Origin of the sequence: Treponema zioleckii (assembly GCF_014737315.1) — a bacterium.
In the GTDB taxonomy this organism is placed as follows: Bacteria; Spirochaetota; Spirochaetia; order Treponematales; family Treponemataceae; genus Treponema_D; species Treponema_D zioleckii.
Window position 1 is genome coordinate 1 of sequence record NZ_JPUF01000026.1, and the last position, 18966, is coordinate 18966.

Below are 18966 nucleotides of genomic sequence, written 5' to 3' on the forward strand. Positions count from 1 at the left end.
GACGATTTTTTTTGATTTTAATGAGTGTCAACTTTTTTTAGAATTTTTATGAGACCTTCTTTTTCAACCAAGTCGATTGGTCGGCCTTCCGCATAACGGCGAGCTTCGTCACTGAATGAGCCGACAGAGAAACAAATCCCCTTGTCAGCCTTTGTGTCTGAAACTTTGGCATGAAAATCTCGGATATACAAATCAGAAATACTTCCTGTTGAACGATAGAATCTAAAAATATGGATTTCCTCAGAACGGATAAAGTCTATGTTTGTAAGGACTTCAACGCATTCTGGGGTTACTGACAAATCCACGATTTTTACGGAAGCTCGCTGATTTGCATAAAAAATCATTACGATTCGTCGGCAGAGAGCTACGAAGTCGCTTGAACTTGCCATGAGATAAACCTGTAAGTTTTTGTTCTGGTTCAATTCCTGATAGCGGGCAACGAGCTGCGGAACGTCTTTGTAAGAGGGGTTTATTGCCATGATTTCTTTGAGCAAATTCAAACCCTTTGAAAGTCCTTTTGTAGCAAAATAAGCCAATGCCAAACGGTAGCGAAGGTCGATTGCAATTTCCGGATCGATATTCTCGTGCTTCAAGCCGATTTCAAAATCCTGAATGGCTTTGTCATACTGATTCATTTTTGAGTGGGTGATTCCCGCCTCAAGACAAGATTTTGCACCGAAAACTGGATCTGGACGCAGGTGCATGAATACTTTCATCGCTTTGTCGCCGTAACCGCTTTCGTTCATGGCATCTGCCATTGAGAAGAGTGCTTCCTTGTTTTCTGGGTTTTCATCGAGTGCACGCTTGAGATATGGCAAACATTCTTTGTAGTGTTTGTTCTTATAAAGCGCGAGACCCAGAAAAAAATTAAGGTTCGGAGCTTCAGGTCTTAAGGCAAGCGCCTTTTTAAAGCAAGGAACAGCTTTGTCAAAACTGTTGTTTTTATAACATGCGTAGCCAAGATAGTAGTTAACTTCAAAATCCTGGGAATTCATGTTATATGCGAGTACGAGACCTTTCATTGCTTCTGGCAGTTTGTTGAGTTTTACCGCACAAATACCTTCCCTGAGGCATGATGTAAAAGCATCGATTTCTTTGTGGGCAGGGGCAATGCTCATCATCGTTTCGTATAACGGGTAGGCTTTATCCCATGCGTGTTCGTTATAATAAAGTTCAGACAGGGGAATAAGTCCGTCTGGATTGTGAGGATCTTGAGAAAGTTTTCGGCTTGCATCCCGAATTATTGCTGCACGTCCCTTTTGTTTGCCCTTCTTCTTTTTTGAACCGCCGCCACGGGTTGCGACGGTAAGAATAAGGGCTAGAAAAGCGACAACTATAACAATTGCTATTAATGTAGGCATAACACTTCATTATCGGTCAAAAAGACCGATTTCTTCAATTACTGAAAGTCTAGGTGATGAAACTTTAAATCTTAATTTTAGGATTTAAGTTCTTTTACGAATTCCGCGATTCTGTCCAAAGCAACTTTGATTTTGTCGATTGAAGTCGCATAACAGCAGCGTATGTGCCCTTCTCCGCCTTCGCCGAACACGCTACCAGGAACTACCGCAACATTGTGCTTTTGAAAAAGCTGCGTTGCAAATTCCTCGCTCGTAAGGCCTGTGGAAGAAATGTCCGGGAACATGTAGAATGCGCCCGTCGGCTCAGGAACAGGAAGTCCCATGTCGCAGAACGCTTTGTACATCAAATTTCTTCGTTGCTGATAGCTTACGCGCATTTTTTCAACATCTTTCCAACTGTGTTTTAAGCCTTCGACCGCTGCATATTGGCTAAAAATCGGGGCGCAAATCGTGTTGTAGCCGTGAAGTTTTACAACTTGTCCCAAAAGTTCAGAAGGTGCCGCAATGTAGCCGATTCGCCAACCTGTCATTGCGAATGACTTTGAGAATCCGTTCAGGACAATTGCGTAATCCTTCATGCCGGGAACCGCACCGATTGAGAAATGTTCTGCGCCGTCGTAGGCAAGCTCGCAGTAAATTTCGTCGCTTATGCACCAAATCTGATTCTCGATTACGACCTTTGCGATTTTTTCGAGTTCTTCTTTTGGAATCATCGTTCCGGTCGGGTTGTTCGGCGAGCAAATCATAACGGCTTTTGTTTTTGGTGTGATTGCCGCCTTAATTTGCTCTGCCGTCGGATAGTAGCCGTTTACGCTGGAATCAATAGGAACTACGACCGCGTTGCAGAGCTTTGCAAGCGGCGTGTAATTAACGTAGCACGGCTGAACGACGATAATCTCGTCGCCAGGGTTTAGGATTGCGCGCAAAACTGCGTCAACGCCCTCGCTCGCGCCAACGGTAATAAGAATCTCGTTCTTTGGATTGTAGAACATTCCGTAGCGTTCCATGTACTTTGCGATTTCTTCGCGAAGCTCAATGAGACCCCAGTTTGAGGTGTATGATGTGTGACCTTTTTCGAGATGATAATATGCTTCTTCTCGAATTACCCACGGAGTTGGAAAGTCTGGTTCTCCAACAGAAAGGGAAATTACGTCATCATGCCCGATGAGCATCTCAAAAAATTTTCGTATTCCAGATGGAGGTGTTTCCATCATTGATTTGCTGAATCTGTCTTCTCGTGTATTCATAAAACTTTTTTTCCATCGTAAGATTTCTTTTTTTTTCTGCTCTACTCCGCAACTGTCGTTTTGTAAATGTGATGCTGAGCGGAGTCGAAGAATAGATTCCGAAACAAGTTCGGAATGACCTGTTATTTGAAATCCAATGTACTAGGCCATTACGCCTTCGCGGCGGTCACTTTCGTCCTCAACGTAAAGAACGTCGTTCTCTTTGTATTTTTTTAGGAGAAAGTGTGTTTTTGTGGAGCGAACGCCGTTCAGTGTAGAGAGTTTGCTCGAAACAAAAGAAGCAACTTCGCGAAGGTTGTCGCCTTCTATAATCACTTTGAGGTCGTAGCCTCCGCTCATAAGGTAAAGGGATTTTACCTGCGGAAATCGGTAAATTCTTTCGGCGAGTGCGTCAAAGCCATGCTCGCGTTCTGGTGCGCATTGAATTTCTATTTCTGCCATAACTTTGTCTTTTACGGCTTCATCTTTCTCAGGATTGATAATGGCGGCGTATTTAAGGATTACGCCCTCATTTTCAAGGGATTTAATAATTTCTTTTACTTCGTCCACGGTCTTTTTTGTCATTGCCGAAATATCTTCGACGGAAAGCCGTGCGTTTTCCCGCAACAAGTCAAGGATTTCTTCTTTGCTGTTCATATTCCCCCTCTTCTCTCTCTTAATTTATTATAAAAAAGCTAGGGCAATTCTACAATAAAAGAAAAATTATTGCTCTACAAAAAATTGATAAATTGCAGGAATTACGTTCGTTTTACTTTCGTAGCTGAAAATTTCGCTTTTGAGTTTTCCGCTAGACCAGTTTAACGCCACAAGATTTCCGTGAACGGGCTTTTTGTCGTTGCCAACAACAATTCCTAAATTTATGATTTTTAGCTCATCGTTTTCATAAAAATAGCAATAGGAATCCGAAAGACCGATATTTTCCCGGAAAATTACAACGTCGTTGGATTCAAGCAGTTTTTTTGCCTCAATCTCTGGAACTGAGGCGGGATTTTTTGTTATGCCCACAAGAATGTTTATTTGGTTTTTAGCCGAATTTGAACGGTGGTGAGCAGTGGAAGATTGGCTTTTGTTTTCTTCAATATTTTTTGAATCAAAATCGACTGCACGAATGTTAACCGCCGTTTTGTGGAGATTTCGGGTAAAAGTTTCGCCTTGTCGCATGTCAAAAATAATTTCGTCGAATCCCGACAAAAAGCGCGCTTCGCTTCCCGCAAGGTCGCGCAAAAGGATTTCGGCTTTGTCCTTTGATTTTTTGTAGCGGTCCCACTTCCAGTTCGTGCGGATTCCAGCGCCAATGTTGCCGCTTCCGCCGATTAAAATGAGCTGATTTTTTGTGTTCTCGTAGTCGATTTTTGAGAAACGCTGGCTTGTTTTTGCGACTTCCTCGTAATATTTTGAGATTTCCTCCGCCGCGGAATCCGGCAGGAATTCCCAGTATTGGTGCGAGGTTGAGACGACAAATTCTTCGGGGATAAAGTCGTAGGTTGAGCTTTTGTGAATCAGCACGGGATTTTTGGCGTTTTTGCAAAGCGCGAATTTTTGAATGCAAGTTATGCTTTCCGGGCTGTCGATTTCGATGTCCTGAGCGCTTTCAAACTTTGCGATTGTGTTCTGTGAGGCAATGTCGTGAAGGTTCGTCATTCGCGGAATTTGGTAGTGCGAGAAGTCCACTGAGGCGATGACGAGGGAATTTTCCGGCAGATTTTTTGCGAGAAGCTCGCCTAATTTTTGATACAGCCTGAATTCTTCGGGGTTTGAGAACATTTTTACGAGAATCGGAAGAATCTTTGCGTTCGGAAAATAATGTTTTATGAACGGCGTGTGAATGTAGATTCCGTGTTCGTTTTCCCAGAGTGAATCCTGAAAACTCACTTCGTTTTTTAACACTTCGTCCGAAAGAATCTGTTCTTCGAGCAGCTTTTCGATTTTGCTTGCCAAAGGAATTTCGCCTTCCGGTGCCATGAATTTTGTGTTTTTTGGAAAGACGATATTTTTAGTTCCTTGTTCGAAGTGATCCGGCGCGATTACGACGACAACTGCTGGCTCTGCGTTCGTTTTTGAAGCGAGATTTGAAAGTGATTTGTAAAAGCTGTTCTGAAACGGGCTAGTTATGTCGTGGTGCGGAATTACGACTGCCTGCGGGATTTTTTGCGGAATCACGAAAGGCTCGCTCAGCGCGTAAATGTGATTCCACATTTCAATGTCGTTCGGGTATTGATACATTACCGTCGTGCCTGATTTTTCAGAAAGTGTAGTCTGGCACGACGGCAAAAGAACTGCTGCAACAGTTGCAAGAACAATTGCAGCAAAGATTGCAGCAGGTTTTAGTTTCATTTGTAAAGCCTTCCGCCCCATTCGATTACGGCAAAGCCTGTTCGTTCGGCTTTTACGAGAGCCTGCTCTTTTGTTTCGATTGGCTCGTCAAGTTTTTTGTAGTCGAAGAAGACGCGGATAACGCTGTCTGGTTTTGGACTGATTTTAAGAGGTGCTTCTTTGTCGAGCTGCGCCTGCGGTCTAAAAGTGATGAAAATGTATTCTTTACCCTGCAATACAGGAATCCAGAATTCGTTGAAATCAGCAATTTCTTTTTCGTTCAAGCCCTGGTAAGAAAGTTTTTCGTTAAAGAATGATTCAAGTTCCTCTGTTTTAAGTACGAATCCTTCGGCAAGGGAAATTTCTTCATTGTTGTCCTTTCCTTCCCAGAAAAGATACGGATATTCTTTTTTGGTTTTTGAGTCAACGATTTTTCCGTCAGGATAAGCTGTGACTTTCCACTGTTTTCCCATCTCTGGAATTGATTTTGTAACTCCGCCTTCTGGATGCGCCGAAACTTTTACGGTCTGTTTTTTCTTTGGATAGAGATAAATGACAGGTTTACCCTTTTCGGCAAATCCGCCCTGATGAACGTAGAGCGTCATTGAATATGATTTTGTAGTTCCGTCCTTGAAAGTGGCGATGAACATAAAGTGGTTTGAGCCCCATTCAAGATTGTCAAAAGCTCCCGACGCGTTGTACTGGAACGTTGAAGAGCCTGCGACGTATTTTTTTAGAATAAAATCGTCAACGCCGGTGTTTTTGTTTCCCATCAGGTGGTCAAGGATTTTGTCGCGGCTTTTTGGCGACCACAGAACACGGATTGATTTGCAGTCCTTTGAAACTGTGCCGTCAAAAACGACTTTGTAATCTTTTAGTGTTTCTGTGTTATAAACATATCTCGTGTCCTCGTTTGCTGGCGAAGTAACTTTGATAAATGAAGACTCTCCTGCAAAGAGACTTGTAACGCTAAAGAATGTGATGAGTGTTAAAATCAGACTTTTTATTTTGCTCATAAAATCTCCTGTTTCGGAAGATTATAACACAGTTTATAAATAAAATACAATCTTAAAAAAAACTTAAAATAATAAAATTCGGGGAAGATTTCCGCAATAAGCGTGGGAATGATGCTAGTGTATTGAATATTGAATAACTGTCATGCTGAATTTATTTCAGCATCCGCGGTTGCAGAGCGGAGTCGAAGCACAGATTCCGAAACAAGTTCGGAATGACCTGTTATTTGAAATCCAATATACTGGTTTATGAGCCGAGTGAAGTGGTTTCGACTCGGCTCAACCACCGCTTTTCAAACTTTTTAGTCAGCTCTTTTTTGGAGTTGACTAAAGCCAGTTTTTCAGTTTTTGCAAAGCAAAAATTGAGCGGAACGGCGAAGCTGATTATGGCTACGCTTAAAGTTAACTTTGCCGTTCCGCTTATTCATAAATGAATGTCTCTTTTGGACCTTCGATTTTTACGTTCGAGAATTTGGCTCCTGGAGCGTTTCTTACGCGGAAACTTTTGACAGTAACTTCTGGAAGACCATAGAACATATCGCTTTCCATTGGAGAGCGGTCAGAAGTTTCGTCTGTAGAAAAGTCGCAATCGCGGATTTCAAGATTGTCAATCGGCATTTCTGGAAGACCGACGATAAATCCTGCGCTGGCCTTGCAGTTCTTTGCAACGCAGCCGATGATTTTTACGTCGTGAATGCGCGGCGTTTCGCTCGTTACAGGCTGCTTTTCCAGGCTGAAAAGCGGGGATTTTGTGTCGGTGATTCCGCATTTATAGTACATGTTCATTGCAATCGGGCAGAGAGTGTCGTTCATCACGAGATTTTTAAGTTCAACGTCAAAAATGTCTCCACCGCGACCCCGGCGGCTCTTGATTCTTATTCCGCGGTCAGTTCCGCTCAAATCGCAGTTGCTCGCGTGAATGTGGCTCATTCCTGCGGCAGTCTCTGAACCGATTACGATTCCACCGTGGGCGTTGCGTACCGTGCAGTTCTTAATCTCAACGTTGACGGTAGGTTTGTTGCAGCGGATTCCGTCCGGGCCTGAACCCGATTTGATGCAGATTCCGTCATCGCCAACAGATACGAAGCAGCCCTCAATCGTAACGTCTTCGCATGAATCAACGTCGATTCCGTCGGTGTTTGGAGCCGTATATGGATTTTCGATGTGCAAATCTTTTAGGAGAAGATTCTTAACGTAAAGAGGATGAACCGTCCAGAACGGAGAATCGATTATTTTTACGCCTTCTAGTATAACGTTTTCGCAGAAAGAAAATTCAACAAGGCTTGGGCGCAAGAACTGGATTTCGCGTCCGCCGCCGCCGCCAGGCTGATTTTCAAAGCCAGCGTTCATTGAAGCAAGAACCAGTTCGTATGAATCTTCAGGTTTTGTTTGTCCCCGATCTTTTTTGGCTTTTTTTAAATCCCACCAAGGCGCGCCGTTACCGTTTATAGTTCCTTTTCCAATGATTTTTACGTTTTTTGTGTGACTCGAAAGAATTAGAGGGTGCATTGCGAAGCACTCAACACCTTCCCAGCGGGTGAATGTCGGAGGATACAAGCTTGGTTCAGCAATAAAAGAAAGTTCTGCACCTTCGTCAAGAACGAAAGTCGTATCGCTTGGGATATCGATTGGGCCTGTTGCCCAAATACCCTTTCCTACTGTCAATTTTCCGCCGCCATTTCTGGCAAGCTCAGCAAAAGCTAGAGCAAAAGCATTTGTATTATTGAATTTTCCGTCGTTTTTACCGCCGAAATCCTCTATTCGTAATTCTATCATAGTTTCTCCTGACTTTTGTGTTATATCCAATTTTAAATATTAATAGTCAACGTACAATAAAATAGAATGGCTTTTTTTTGTAATTTGGCGATAAAATGGCGAATGGCAAGTGGAAACGATGAGCTTTGCGAGTGGAAAAGCTCATCGTTATGCAGGAGTTTCAAGTCTCTGTCATTTTGAACTTTCAAAGCCTGTCATGCTGAACTAGTTTCCGCATCTATGTTTTTAAGATGCCGAAATAAATTCGGCATGACAGTTTTCTTTCCTAATTAGGCATGGTTCCAACATTTGTTGATTCTACGGATTTTTGAAGCTGTTGCAGGTCGGAAAGGCTCATGGTGTAGCCGTGCTTTTCTTGTTTTTTTGAATCGTAAGGAACGAGATTTGAGTCTGCTCCTCGGATTTTTGTGCCGAATTCTCGCCAGCCTGTGAGTGCGCAGCCTTTTTCTGGGTAGACTGCTCTAGTTCCGTTTTCGTCTGTCCAAAGAGCTTCGTCGTATTCAGGACTAACTGTGCAGTTTACGAGTGCGATTGAATCCCAGCGGTCAACGCTGTCTTTTTTGCCGGTGCCCTGAGAGCGGCCAATGAAGATTCTTGCGCCTTTGCCGCGGTCATCGGCGGTAAAATCGCAGCCAATAAAAATGAATCCTGGGCGGGAATTTAGCGCGCGGCTTTGAAGAACGTAGGCTGGATGCCCGTCTCCGCGGTTGTCTTTTATTGTGTGGATGTGGCAGCCGTCAAAAATCGAAGTGTCGCAGTAGCCCCAGATAAAATCAACGTCACCCGCGACATAGCAATTTTTAAAGTGGCTGAACCCGCGCACGTGAATCGTGTCCTGACGGCTCAAAAAGTGCATGTTCTCGCAGTATAAAAAACCCTTGTCGTTGTGCCAGCAGATTGCTTCTGCCTGATTTCCGAGAGACGCGTCGTCGCAAGTTTTTACGTGCGTGTTCTCGATTGTAAAGTCTCGCAAAGTGACTTTTGTGCAGTTCTTTCCGAATGTGAACACGGCACGGTTTTCTGTGTCTTTGTGGTAAGCTTCGCAATTTTCTGAGCGAAGAGCTGTGTTTTTAGGATTCTCGCCCTGGATTGCGAGCGGATTTGGCAAATCGTAAAAAATTCTCTCATGGAAAAGTCCCTTGTGTTCGCCTGGTGCAAGAATGACTTTTATTTCTTCGAGAGGATTGTTCTTTAGAGAATCGTCGTTGGCCAAGCTTGCAATAAACTCTGCAAGCGAATCATTTGATGTAAGTTTCTTTTCCATGTTTTTAAGTCCAATTTGAATTTTTTGAGGAATGTATTTTAGGCATCTCAAAGTGGCAGTTTGGTATGACCGTTAACACCAAAGCTGGTGGGGGCGAGAACCTAAACTGCCGCTTTTCATACTTTTTAGCCCTCTTAATCGTTAAGTTAGTTGTAACCTTCTATTTTTATTGGTTTGCCAGAGCCTACGAGTGCAGGTACGGTGTCTTTCAACGTTGCTGCTTCTTCCAGAGCATAGGTGTACGGAATTGCGAACGGTTTTTCGTTCACTACATGTTTCTTAAAGGCCTTTAGTTTATCAACCTTGTCGTAAGAGCAGTTCTTGTCGGTGAGTTCAGGAAGATTTCCTTTGTGGAAGAATTTTGAGAAGGTTTTTGCCTTTGCGTCGGATTTGTCGTAGTATTTTACGATTGTGCCAGCGTGCTCGCCAAAAAAGTTGTTCTCAACGACGTAGAGGGAGCCGATTCCCGGTCCGAGGCTAGAGCCTGTGTTTTCGGAATTTCCGATTTTGTCGTAATAATTGTTGTAAATGTGCATTTTTACGCCGCGGCTTCGAGGCATTCGCTGAATCGCTCCGTGGAAGTAATTGTGATGGAGCGTTATTGAGCATTCCTCCGGGTTTGTGAGTTTGTCCCCGTTTCGGATGAGCATTACCTTGTCGTGGTTCGTGAACTCGCAGTACGAGACTGTGATGTTGTTGCCGCTTTTTACGTCCAGCTGACCGTCGTGGTTGTAGTTTCGTTTTAGGTCGATGCAAGTTCCGTCGGTGAACGTACAGTGGTCAACCCAAACGTTGTCGCATTTTTCGAATCCTAAAGCGTCTGCGCTCGCCTTTGATTCTGACTTTACTTTTGTGTCAACTTCTGTTGAACCGTGAGCGTCCCAGAAAGTGATGTTTCGGATAATCACGTTTTTTGCGTTTTTGATTACGAATCCGCCGAATTTGATTTTTGCGCCGTCAACACCGATGAGGGTTTTGTTCGATGTGAGCGGATATGCAAAATCATTGTGCTTTCGGCTTCCGTCCGAGTTGAATTCGTCAAAGTAGCTGTGGTCGCTGTCTGTCACTTTGCCCATGCTCAAATCTACTTCACCCGAAATAACGATGAATTTTGCCGAAGTTGATCCTGCCGCCGAAACGAGGGCTTTTGCCTTTGCAATCGGGTCTGGGTAAGTTTTGTCGTCAATGACAGTGATTTTTTCTTTTGAGTATTTGATTTTTGCGTTGTCAGCCCAGCCTGCCGTGTAAAAACTTGCTCCCGGAGCTGCGGTAAGCGTCTCTGTTTCCAGACTTTCCTGCGCGAATGAAGTTGCACTGCAAAGAGAAAGTGCAAGACCTAGTGAAATGAATTTGATTAAAGATTTCTTCATATATTTTTCCCAAAATAAGATTTGGATAAACTCTTCCAAAAATAAAAATTAGTCATTTCGACTCTGCTCAATGGCAGTGAGCGCGTTTCGGCTTGCTTGCCATGCTGAACTTACCTCGACTACGCTTGGTACCCGAATCTCAATGACTGTAGTTCAAGTTAACCGTCATGCTGTGTTTGTCTCAGCATCTTAATTCAAATATCTGTCCAAAAAGTCCGCGACGCGTTTTTCGTATTGCTCACGGTCAATAAAATTTTCAATGGCGTGAGGCGAGTTTTGGACTTCGTAGAATGAATATTTGTCTGCCTGCGGATTCGGAATTGGGGCAACGGCACCGTCTGTAATGTTTGTGAACGAGACGAGGCAGGTGCCAAAATTCTTTTTTGACATTTCGAACGGAACGTATTCGTCTTTGTTTCCGTGGATAAAAAGAATCGGAATTTGGTTTTCGCGCGAACGGTTTTTTGTGAGAGCTTCGTAAGTGGAATATTCGTTCATGTCGAATCCGGCGATTTTGTTGGTCAAAAAGTTTCCGATTTTGATTATGAGTTTTGCCGTTGGAAGTTTTCTGTCTTCGGTAAGAACTTTCCAGATTATTTCGTAAGGAGTCGTAAAGCCGCAGTCTGCGATTACGCCACGGATGTTTGAAGGCAAATCAAAGCCGAGAGTCATTACTGTGGTCGCGCAGCCCATTGAAATTCCCTGCAAGAAAAGCGGTTTGTTTTCGCCGTAAATTTCGTTCACTTTTAAAATCCAGTCGCGAAGGTCATAGCGTTCTTTTACGCCAAAAGTGATGTATTTGCCTTCGCTGTGAACTCCGTCAAGGTTTCCGTGGGTTCGCTGGTACGGCAAGAACACGTTGTAGCCAAGATTGTAATAGTAGCGGGCAAGGCAGGCGTACTCGCGGAACGGCTCTGAGTGGTAGCCGTGCATGAGGATTATTGTTCCGAGTGCGTTTTCGTTTTTTAGATTGTAAGCGACGAGTTTTAATCCGTCAAAAGAATTGATGTGAATGAGTTCAGGGGTTTGTGCCAAAAACCATTCTGTGTCTTCCTTGTTCCGTAAGAACCAGTCTTCGTGAAATTCAGAACTTCCGTCGCTCTGTTTTAACGTGAAGAATTTTTCATAAGATTTTTCGTCAAGGATTTTTCGGGTGAATGATGCCGTAAATAAAAATTTGTACACTGCAAAAAAATAAATTACTGCAAGGACTACGAATGCACCGAGTGCAATGATTACGCCTTTAAGAAGCTTTATTGATGATTTTGTCAATTCTAAAATCTCTCTTGTGCTGGAATTTGCAGATGGCCAAATGATTTTTGGGCACCTGCACCTAAGACTTTACTTGTTTTTCTCATCAAGATAAAGGGTTTTTAGGAGTTCGGCACCGGTTTCTGTGCGGAACACTCGGACCAAAAGATTTTTTACAGCCGATTTGTCAAGGTTTTCCTCCTCAACGTTTACCACAAAATCCGCTTCCACGAGAATCTGATAGTCTAGAGTTGTAATGTCGCTGTACGCGTGATGGTGGGCCACAAGATATTCTACGCGGGCGCGTGTGTTCTCGTCCATTTCAAGACCGCCCAAAAGTTCCTTTGCAACGGCGGCGCCTTCAAGCTGCTGGTATTTTCCTGCCGCGGAACCGTATTTTTCTTCCGCAACGTGAACGCCGATGTTATGCATTAGAGCCGCAATCTCTATTGTTTCGCGAACGTCGTCAGCAACTCCCTCCCCTTCTGCGATAAAGCGCGCGTAAGAGTGCATTTTTAGGGCATGGTTGATTCGTTTTACGTCCGTGCCGTCATATTCAATAAGTCTTGATTTTACTTGCTCAATCAAATCCATAATCGTCCTCCTTTTTTTTGTGCTGAATTTTCAATGCCTATAATTTAGGGGCTTGTCATGCCGAATCCATTTCGGCATCTCTCATTACAAACCTTTGGGATTCTGAAACACGGGGAGCGTTAAAAAACACGAAAGTATTTTTATCGAGCTCTCCATAGCAACTGTGTTGCAAAGAATTCAGAATGACACAAAATTACGGACATTTCTGTCTTTTATTCCACTGTATCAAGTTCTTCAAGAACTTCTTCCGGCTCAATGAGCACATTGTCGTCACCAGGCATATCTGGAATGAAGTCTTTTGGATTCATTCTCTTTGCGATGATAATCGTAATGTCGTCTTCGAGCGCTTTGCCCTGAGTAAAATTCAAAAGTGCGCCCGTAATCTTTTCAACAAGCTCTCCTGCAGAGGACTCGGAATTTTCAGTCATAATCTTTTTTATGGATTCTGTGCCGAACTGATCCAGCTTGTTGTTTGTTGCCTCGGTAAGACCGTCCGTGTAGCAAATAAGAATGTCCCCTTCGTCCATTTCAAAAAACGACGTGCCGAATGAAACAGCGATTCCCTTCATGCCGATTGCGCCGAAGTGGCGTTTTCCGTCGTTGCCTGAAAGTGCGTAAACTTTATTGTCTTTTTTGCTGTACATGAGCGGATACGGATGACCTGCGTTTCCGATTTCGACCTGGCAATGAGAAGTGTCTTTGGAATCTTCAAAACGGCAGAGAAGTCCCGTCATGTAGTTGTCGATTTCTCCCTTTTCGTAAATGATTACGTTGTTGATTTTTGTGAGAATCGAATCGATGCTTTCGTTGTTTCGGTACCCCTTTAAGAAAGCGTGGGAAATTACGTTCTTGGAAAGCATTGTTACGAGACTTGCTGCAATTCCGTGACCAGAAACGTCAAAAAGTGAGAGACCGTTCAGAGTGTCGTTAAAACTGTAATAGTCATACAAGTCGCCAGAAACCTTTGCCTGCGGTGCGTAAAAAATCGAAATGTCCCAGCCCCTAAAATGCTTGTCCGGCTGCGGAAAAAATCGCTTTTGAACGACAGACGCCATTTCCAAATCCATGTCCGAGCGAATCTTTTCTTGCTTGAGTTTGTCGTTCAATAAAGAAAGCTCGTTGTTGGCATATTTTAAATCCTGCGTTCGGCTTTCAACTTCTTCTTGCAAGTGCGTAGAAAGCTGTTCGTTTCGGCTGTAAACTCGCGAGAATCTTACGGAAAGAATGATGATAAATGCGAGAATTGAAATCTGCCAGCCAAAAATTGTTATGAACGGATAAGTTTGAGTGACATCTTTTGCACGAATGTAAAGGTCTGCAAAAACTGACAGGATTAAAGGCATGTAACCATGCACGATTTCTATTGTGAGCCTTCGGTTGTTTTTCTTTACAAAATTCATAATTACAACCACAAGACCAAATCCAAGCTGAACAAAAACCAGCCCCAGAACGAGCGGGCAAATGTTCATGAGCGTAACGTAATCTTTTGCGAAGACTATGAGCAAAACCTGAAAGACCATGATTGCAATTCTTGTGATTTTTATTGGGAATGGTAATTTTGTATGCTCGAAATTCTCAATGAACGACGTGTTAAGATAGGCCATGAGACAAATCGGAATACAGAAAGTGATTTTTATGAAAATTATGAACGGCAAGAGACCGTCGTTGTAGAACGGCATTTCAGTCGCGAAGAAAGGCATAATAAAAAACATTGTGGCAAGATTCAGCAATGCAAAATCAAGATATTCGCGGAAGGTTTTTAGACTTATGTAAAACACGAGGAACAGCAAGAACGTAAAAACCAGCGTGCCCTCAAAGAACATGTACATTCGTGCATGCCGGAAGTTTATAAGCTCGTGTTCGGAGAATGAGAATCTTGAAGGCTGAATGAATGAATGACTTGAAATCCCGCTTTTTCCCTGGGAGAAAACTTTTATGAGAATCGTATTCTTTTCGCCGTTCTGGTTCAGCATGTTCGGCGGAAAGTTAAAAAAGTGCGATTTGAACAGCGTGCTTTGTTGGTTCGGCGGAAAAGAACCGAACATTGAAACGAACGCACCGTTCAGATAAAGCATTTCTGCAAAACGAAGATGCGGAATTACAAGACCCAAAGGCTGATTTCGGAATTCAGGTGGAATTATAAATTCAGAACGAATCCAGACGAATTTTGGTTCTTGACCAAGAACGTGCTCCAGATTCCGTGAAGATTTGTCTTCGAGCTTTTTAAAATCCTTGTAATGCTTCATTGCGTCTCCAGGTGTGCTGTCTGGAGTAGAAACCCAATAATAAAAAGTGTCGCCCAATTCAATTTTCTGGGGATTTCTGGGTTTGCATGAAGTAAAAAGCGCACTAATAAAAAGAGAAATTAACAAAAATAAAAGAAAACCGAATTTATTTTTTAAAATCAAGTTTGAATCCCTGTTATTTATAAGCTGTCTTGACCGAAGCAAAAATATTTAAAGCTAATTAAAATAATTTTAGCATAGCTATCACGGAAACGCTAGGAATTTGATTTTTAGAGTTAATTTTTTCTTGCGCGTTTCCCGCGAGTTTTTCCTTGCAGAAAAAGCTCGCGCTTTTGTGGGGCACTTGCCTGTGTTTCGCACAATGCCGCGGCAAGGAGTGCGGCATGTGCGAGGTTATTTTTATTGCTCGCGCCGCGCTCGCAATTTTGAGTGTGGCGTGCAAAAAATCATGGGGTTATGTAACCGCTAGAAATTTGATTTTTTAAGATAAAATTTTGTATGAGCGTTTATGGAAACGCTGCAAGTTGACTTTAAGATTTAAGATTTTGCTTGTGCGTTTCCCGCGAGTTTTTCCTAGCGGAAAAAGTTTGCGCTTTTGTGTGGGTACTTGCCTGTGTTTCGCACATGCCGCGAGAAGGATGGCGACATGTACGCGGTAGTTTTATTGCTCGCGCCGCGCGCGAGGTTCGTTGTGTACGGTCACTGAGCGTAGTCGAAGTGCTCCCGATTTATCTGTGGGGCATCTTCGTAAACAACTCGAAATCCTGTTGCAGATGTGGTAGACTTTTGGAAAAGTGATTTGCCAAAAAAAGGAGTTTTTTATGACGGAAAATGAACCTAAACCACCTGTGCCAAAAATTTATCCAGAGGGCTGTGTTTTTAATTCAATCGATGACATTAAGGACAAGCACGTTACCGTAATGGGACTTGGATTGAACGGTGGCGGCGAAGCCTCAGTGCGATTTCTCTTGAAACACGGAGCTTACGTTCTTGCTACCGACATGAAGACTGCCGAAGACTTAAAAACTACGATTGACTCCATTGCCGGCGACGACAGTTTGGACAAATCAAGGCTCACCTATGTTTTGGGCGAGCACAGAATCGAAGATTTTGAGAATGCCGACTGCGTAATAAAAAATCCTGGCGTAAAATACGACGGAAACAAATACCTTGCCGCCGCAAAAAATATCGAGACCGACATTTCGCTCTTCCTGCATTTTACGAAAGCCCCAATAATTGCCGTAACAGGCTCAAAAGGAAAATCTTCCACCGTAAGCGCGATTTACTACGGATTAAAAGAAGCCGGATTTGAAGCCTTTCTCGGCGGAAACATAACCGTAAGCCCGCTCACGTTCCTTGAAAAAACGAACGCAAAAACTCCCGTCGTGCTGGAACTTTCCAGCTGGCAGCTTGCGGACTTGCACGGCCGAAAGGCGTTAAAGCCATTCATCACGGTGATTACAAAAATCATTCCAGACCATCAGAATTTCTATCATTCAATGCTTGCCTACGTTGCCGACAAAAAACTCATTTACGCCGACCAAACCAAAAAAGACTATGCGATTTTTGACTTTGATGCAGACGCAGCCGCGGACGGTGGAACGCTAATCGACAACTGGGGAAATATTTTTGCCAGGGAAGCAAAATCAAAAATCCTGCGATATTCCAGAAAACCGCTTCCAAAAGGAATCGATGGCGTTTGGTTTGCAAAAAATCTTGACGGAAAATGCCGCTTTAACGGCAAGGAAGAAACAATCCTCAAAGACTTGATAGTTCCTGGATTCCACATGCGCATAAACGTTCTGAACGCTGCCCTTGTCCTAAAAATAATGGGCGTTGAGGCAAAAAAAATCATAGAGATTTTGGGAAAATGGAACGGAATCGAGCATCGCTTGGAATACTTCCATGAGTGGAACGGCTACAAATTCTACAACGATTCAGCGGCAACCGTACCTGAAGCAGCGGCCCTTGCAAGCCAGAGCTTCGGATTTCCTGTAACGCTCCTGACCGGCGGCACCGACAAAGGACTTGATTTGTCGCCGCTTTCGGAAACGTTGGCAAATTCGTCGTCAATCAAGCCGAACGCAATTTACATGCTCAAAGGAAGCGCAACCGACAAACTCGTACCGCTTTTTAAAGAGCGGGGAATAGAAACAAAAGGAATCTTTGATGATTTGACTTCAATGCTCACCACCTTAAAAGAAGACCTTTCAAAAATCGAGTGCGACCCAAAAACAAAAAAGGCGGTCGTCTTCTCTCCGGGAGCCACGTCATTCGGAATGTTCAAAAACGAATTTGACCGCGGAAACCAGTTCAAAGAAAAAGTCCGCGAGATTTTTAAGTAGAATGGACGCCTCCCGTTGTTTTCTTGGCTTCGGTTAGAATATACGCTGAATATAACGGAAAAACAAGTTTTTGATGGTTTCAACTTTTGAAAATAAGATGAGTAAAGGGCTGTGAGATAAGTTCGTTACCTGGCGTCATTCCGAATTTATTTCGGAATCTCCTCGTGTTTTGTCTGTAAACATACGGAGAATTTTTAAAAACTCCGTATGTCTTTTTAATTCGTCGGAGGGTTTTGCTGCATTTATGCGTGCTTTTAGTTTTTAAAAACTTTCGCAAAAAAATCCTTTCTTTTTTGAAGTAAGGGATTTTAATTTATTTTGGATTTTTCTTGTACCTGGTGTAACACTCCCAAAGGCTCTGTAAGTCCACACTTTTGAAAGAAGCACAGAATTTTCCAAAATTATATAAGTTGCTTTTTGATTCATTTTTCCTCCAAAGCCAACAAAGCAGACATCCATGGTCAGTATAACTAAAACATCGACCTGTTAAGCTGCATCCAGTTCAGACACCACAGCGAAAACACAATGAGCAGCAGACACAGAATCAAACGCACAGCAAATGGAATTTTTTTTGCAAAAACTGCAAACAGAGCATAGAAAAGAATTACAAGAAATATTACAACGCAGAATATTATTAAGCCCGTCATAGAATCAAATGAATTCATAAACGGCAGGTCATCCACAGTCTTTGCAATAAAAAAGCCTGGAAAAATTCCTAGAATCATGAATATCTTGCATAGAATTTTTTCCCAAACATATTCAAGTGCATTTCTTAAACCTTCACTCATATTTTCCTCCATAATTTGCTTAATTATTTTCGGGCGTATTTTTTGCTTTGGAATCACTCATTTTTCTACAAGCCATGAGTAGGCTGGAATTATTTCTATTTTTTTATCATCAACAACACAACTTTGTTCATCGTGATCCGTGATAAGCATAAGGTCATTACAACCTGTTTTTTTGGAAGCAAGTAAAAGCCCGTTTATTTCACGCTTATATGTTTTAGGATTTGAAATATCGTAACTTACTTGAATTATTTTCTGAACAGAATTCCCTTTGCAAACAAGAAAATCAGCCTCGCCAGAAGTTTCATCATAATAATATACATCATATTCCAACGGTCTATAACGACGGAGCAGCTCAATAAAAACAATTGTCTCCAGCCTCCATCCAAGATTATCTCCTGCAAGTGCATTTTCCCTGTTATTCATCAAAGCCACATCTACAGCATACGCTTTTTCATCACGAACACGGATTTTGCTTTTGGCAGAATACTTGTGAAGCCCACAAATCAGATAGGCGTTTTTTGTGTAATTCACATAGTTTTCTGCCGTGTGGTCGGACTTTAGTGAAAAAAGATTCTGCAATTCATTATAATTGATTTTTGCAGGTGCATTATCCAGCAAGTGATTTGCAATATTCTCAAACGCAGCCTTGTATTTTACCGAATATCGCTTTTCTATATCTTTTTTCAGAATGCTATCTACGAGAGTATTGATGTACGCCTGCTTCCGTTTCTCGTTTAGCAGTTCTGGAAAACCGCCGTCATGAAGATAATCGTCAAAGGCAGCCCTCAAAAAACCTTTTTCTTTTGTTGTTCCATGACTAGTGCTGATTTTTTTATACTCGCAATATTCAGCAAAAGAAAAAGGGAACAATTCAACTTTTAAATGGCGACCTGTAAGATGAGTTGCAAGTTCTCCGCTTAGAAGTTTTGCATTTGAGCCAGTTATGAGCACATGCATTCCAGTTCTTAAAAGGCGGTTTACAAACAAATACCATTCGCCAATATTTTGTATTTCATCTATGAATAAGTGGTTAAAATCACCGTATATTTTATACAAACATTCAAGAATTGAATTTAAATCTTCTGTGGTGATAGCTGACAAACGTTCATCATCAAAATTGACATAGGCAAATTTTCCGCCCGATTTTTTTATAACATTAAAGCATAAAGTTGATTTTCCGCTTCGTCTGATTCCAATAACAACTTGTGCAAGCTTACTGTTTAGATCCACAAGTTCTTCTTCTGGTCGAGAACAGTATTCTTGCTGCAGGCACGAGTTAAATTCTTCTCTTTGTTCAAGCAAAACAGTTTCTATGTTCTTTATGTCCATAACAATAGACTGCGCTATTTTCGAGTTTTTATCAATACCAACTGCGCTATTTTCAGATTTTTACCAACA

15 protein-coding genes are annotated in these 18966 nt (G+C 42.5%); 1 reads left to right on the plus strand and 14 read right to left on the minus strand.

The features are described 5' to 3' along the window. Positions 1–17: 17 nt before the first annotated feature. From JI65_RS08350 to JI65_RS08400, 11 genes are all read right to left on the minus strand, one after another. Complete coding sequence (locus JI65_RS08350) at positions 18–1361, minus strand: tetratricopeptide repeat protein (RefSeq protein WP_191015138.1); 1344 nt, start codon at positions 1359–1361, stop codon at positions 18–20. Positions 1362–1438: 77 nt separating this feature from the next. Continuing rightward, the gene (locus JI65_RS08355; RefSeq protein WP_191015141.1) at positions 1439–2608 is read right to left on the minus strand and encodes a pyridoxal phosphate-dependent aminotransferase; all 1170 of its coding nucleotides are present in this window, start codon (positions 2606–2608) and stop codon (positions 1439–1441) included. A gap of 141 nt (positions 2609–2749) precedes the next feature. Beyond that, on the minus strand, positions 2750–3244 hold the full coding sequence (locus JI65_RS08360) for an Lrp/AsnC family transcriptional regulator (protein ID WP_191015143.1): 495 nt from the start codon (positions 3242–3244) through the stop codon (positions 2750–2752). Positions 3245–3310: 66 nt separating this feature from the next. Next, positions 3311–4942 carry an AmmeMemoRadiSam system protein B gene (gene amrB, locus JI65_RS08365; RefSeq protein WP_191015146.1) on the minus strand — a complete coding sequence of 544 codons (1632 nt, stop codon included), beginning with the start codon at positions 4940–4942 and terminating at the stop codon, positions 3311–3313. Beyond that, entirely contained in the window at positions 4939–5937 is a 999-nt protein-coding gene (locus tag JI65_RS08370; protein WP_191015148.1) for a hypothetical protein, read from the minus strand. The genes amrB and JI65_RS08370 overlap by 4 nt, the downstream gene beginning before the upstream one ends. A 417-nt stretch (positions 5938–6354) precedes the next feature. Next, entirely contained in the window at positions 6355–7710 is a 1356-nt protein-coding gene (locus JI65_RS08375) for a glycoside hydrolase family 28 protein (RefSeq protein WP_191015150.1), read from the minus strand. Between the two features lie 265 nt (positions 7711–7975). Next, entirely contained in the window at positions 7976–8974 is a 999-nt protein-coding gene (locus JI65_RS08380) for a pectinesterase family protein (RefSeq protein ID WP_191015152.1), read from the minus strand. 146 nt (positions 8975–9120) lie between these two features. Beyond that, positions 9121–10344 carry a pectate lyase family protein gene (locus JI65_RS08385; protein WP_191015155.1) on the minus strand — a complete coding sequence of 408 codons (1224 nt, stop codon included), beginning with the start codon at positions 10342–10344 and terminating at the stop codon, positions 9121–9123. A 189-nt stretch (positions 10345–10533) separates the two neighbouring features. After that, entirely contained in the window at positions 10534–11616 is a 1083-nt protein-coding gene (locus JI65_RS08390; RefSeq protein WP_191015158.1) for an alpha/beta hydrolase, read from the minus strand. Positions 11617–11685: 69 nt separating this feature from the next. Continuing rightward, positions 11686–12189: an HD domain-containing protein gene (locus JI65_RS08395; RefSeq protein ID WP_191015160.1), complete on the minus strand. Its 504-nt coding sequence runs from the start codon at positions 12187–12189 to the stop codon at positions 11686–11688. Between the two features lie 212 nt (positions 12190–12401). Continuing rightward, positions 12402–14492, minus strand: a complete 2091-nt coding sequence (locus tag JI65_RS08400; protein ID WP_191015162.1) for a PP2C family protein-serine/threonine phosphatase — start codon at positions 14490–14492, stop codon at positions 12402–12404. Positions 14493–15256: 764 nt separating this feature from the next. Between JI65_RS08400 and murD the strand changes: the two genes are divergently transcribed. Then, the gene (gene murD / locus JI65_RS08405; protein ID WP_191015165.1) at positions 15257–16780 is read left to right on the plus strand and encodes a UDP-N-acetylmuramoyl-L-alanine--D-glutamate ligase; all 1524 of its coding nucleotides are present in this window, start codon (positions 15257–15259) and stop codon (positions 16778–16780) included. 261 nt (positions 16781–17041) lie between these two features. Here murD and JI65_RS08410 read toward each other — a convergent pair whose 3' ends face one another. From JI65_RS08410 to JI65_RS08420, 3 genes are read right to left on the minus strand one after another with little or no spacing between them, the layout of a single operon-like run. Next, entirely contained in the window at positions 17042–17206 is a 165-nt protein-coding gene (locus tag JI65_RS08410) for a hypothetical protein (RefSeq protein ID WP_191015167.1), read from the minus strand. Positions 17207–17250: 44 nt separating this feature from the next. Next, positions 17251–17568 (minus strand): hypothetical protein, encoded by a 318-nt coding sequence (locus JI65_RS08415; RefSeq protein ID WP_191015170.1) that lies wholly within the window; start codon positions 17566–17568, stop codon positions 17251–17253. Between the two features lie 57 nt (positions 17569–17625). Then, a complete protein-coding gene (locus tag JI65_RS08420; protein WP_191015172.1) occupies positions 17626–18897 on the minus strand; it encodes an ATP-binding protein in 1272 nt (423 codons plus the stop codon). Positions 18898–18966 lie beyond the last annotated feature (69 nt).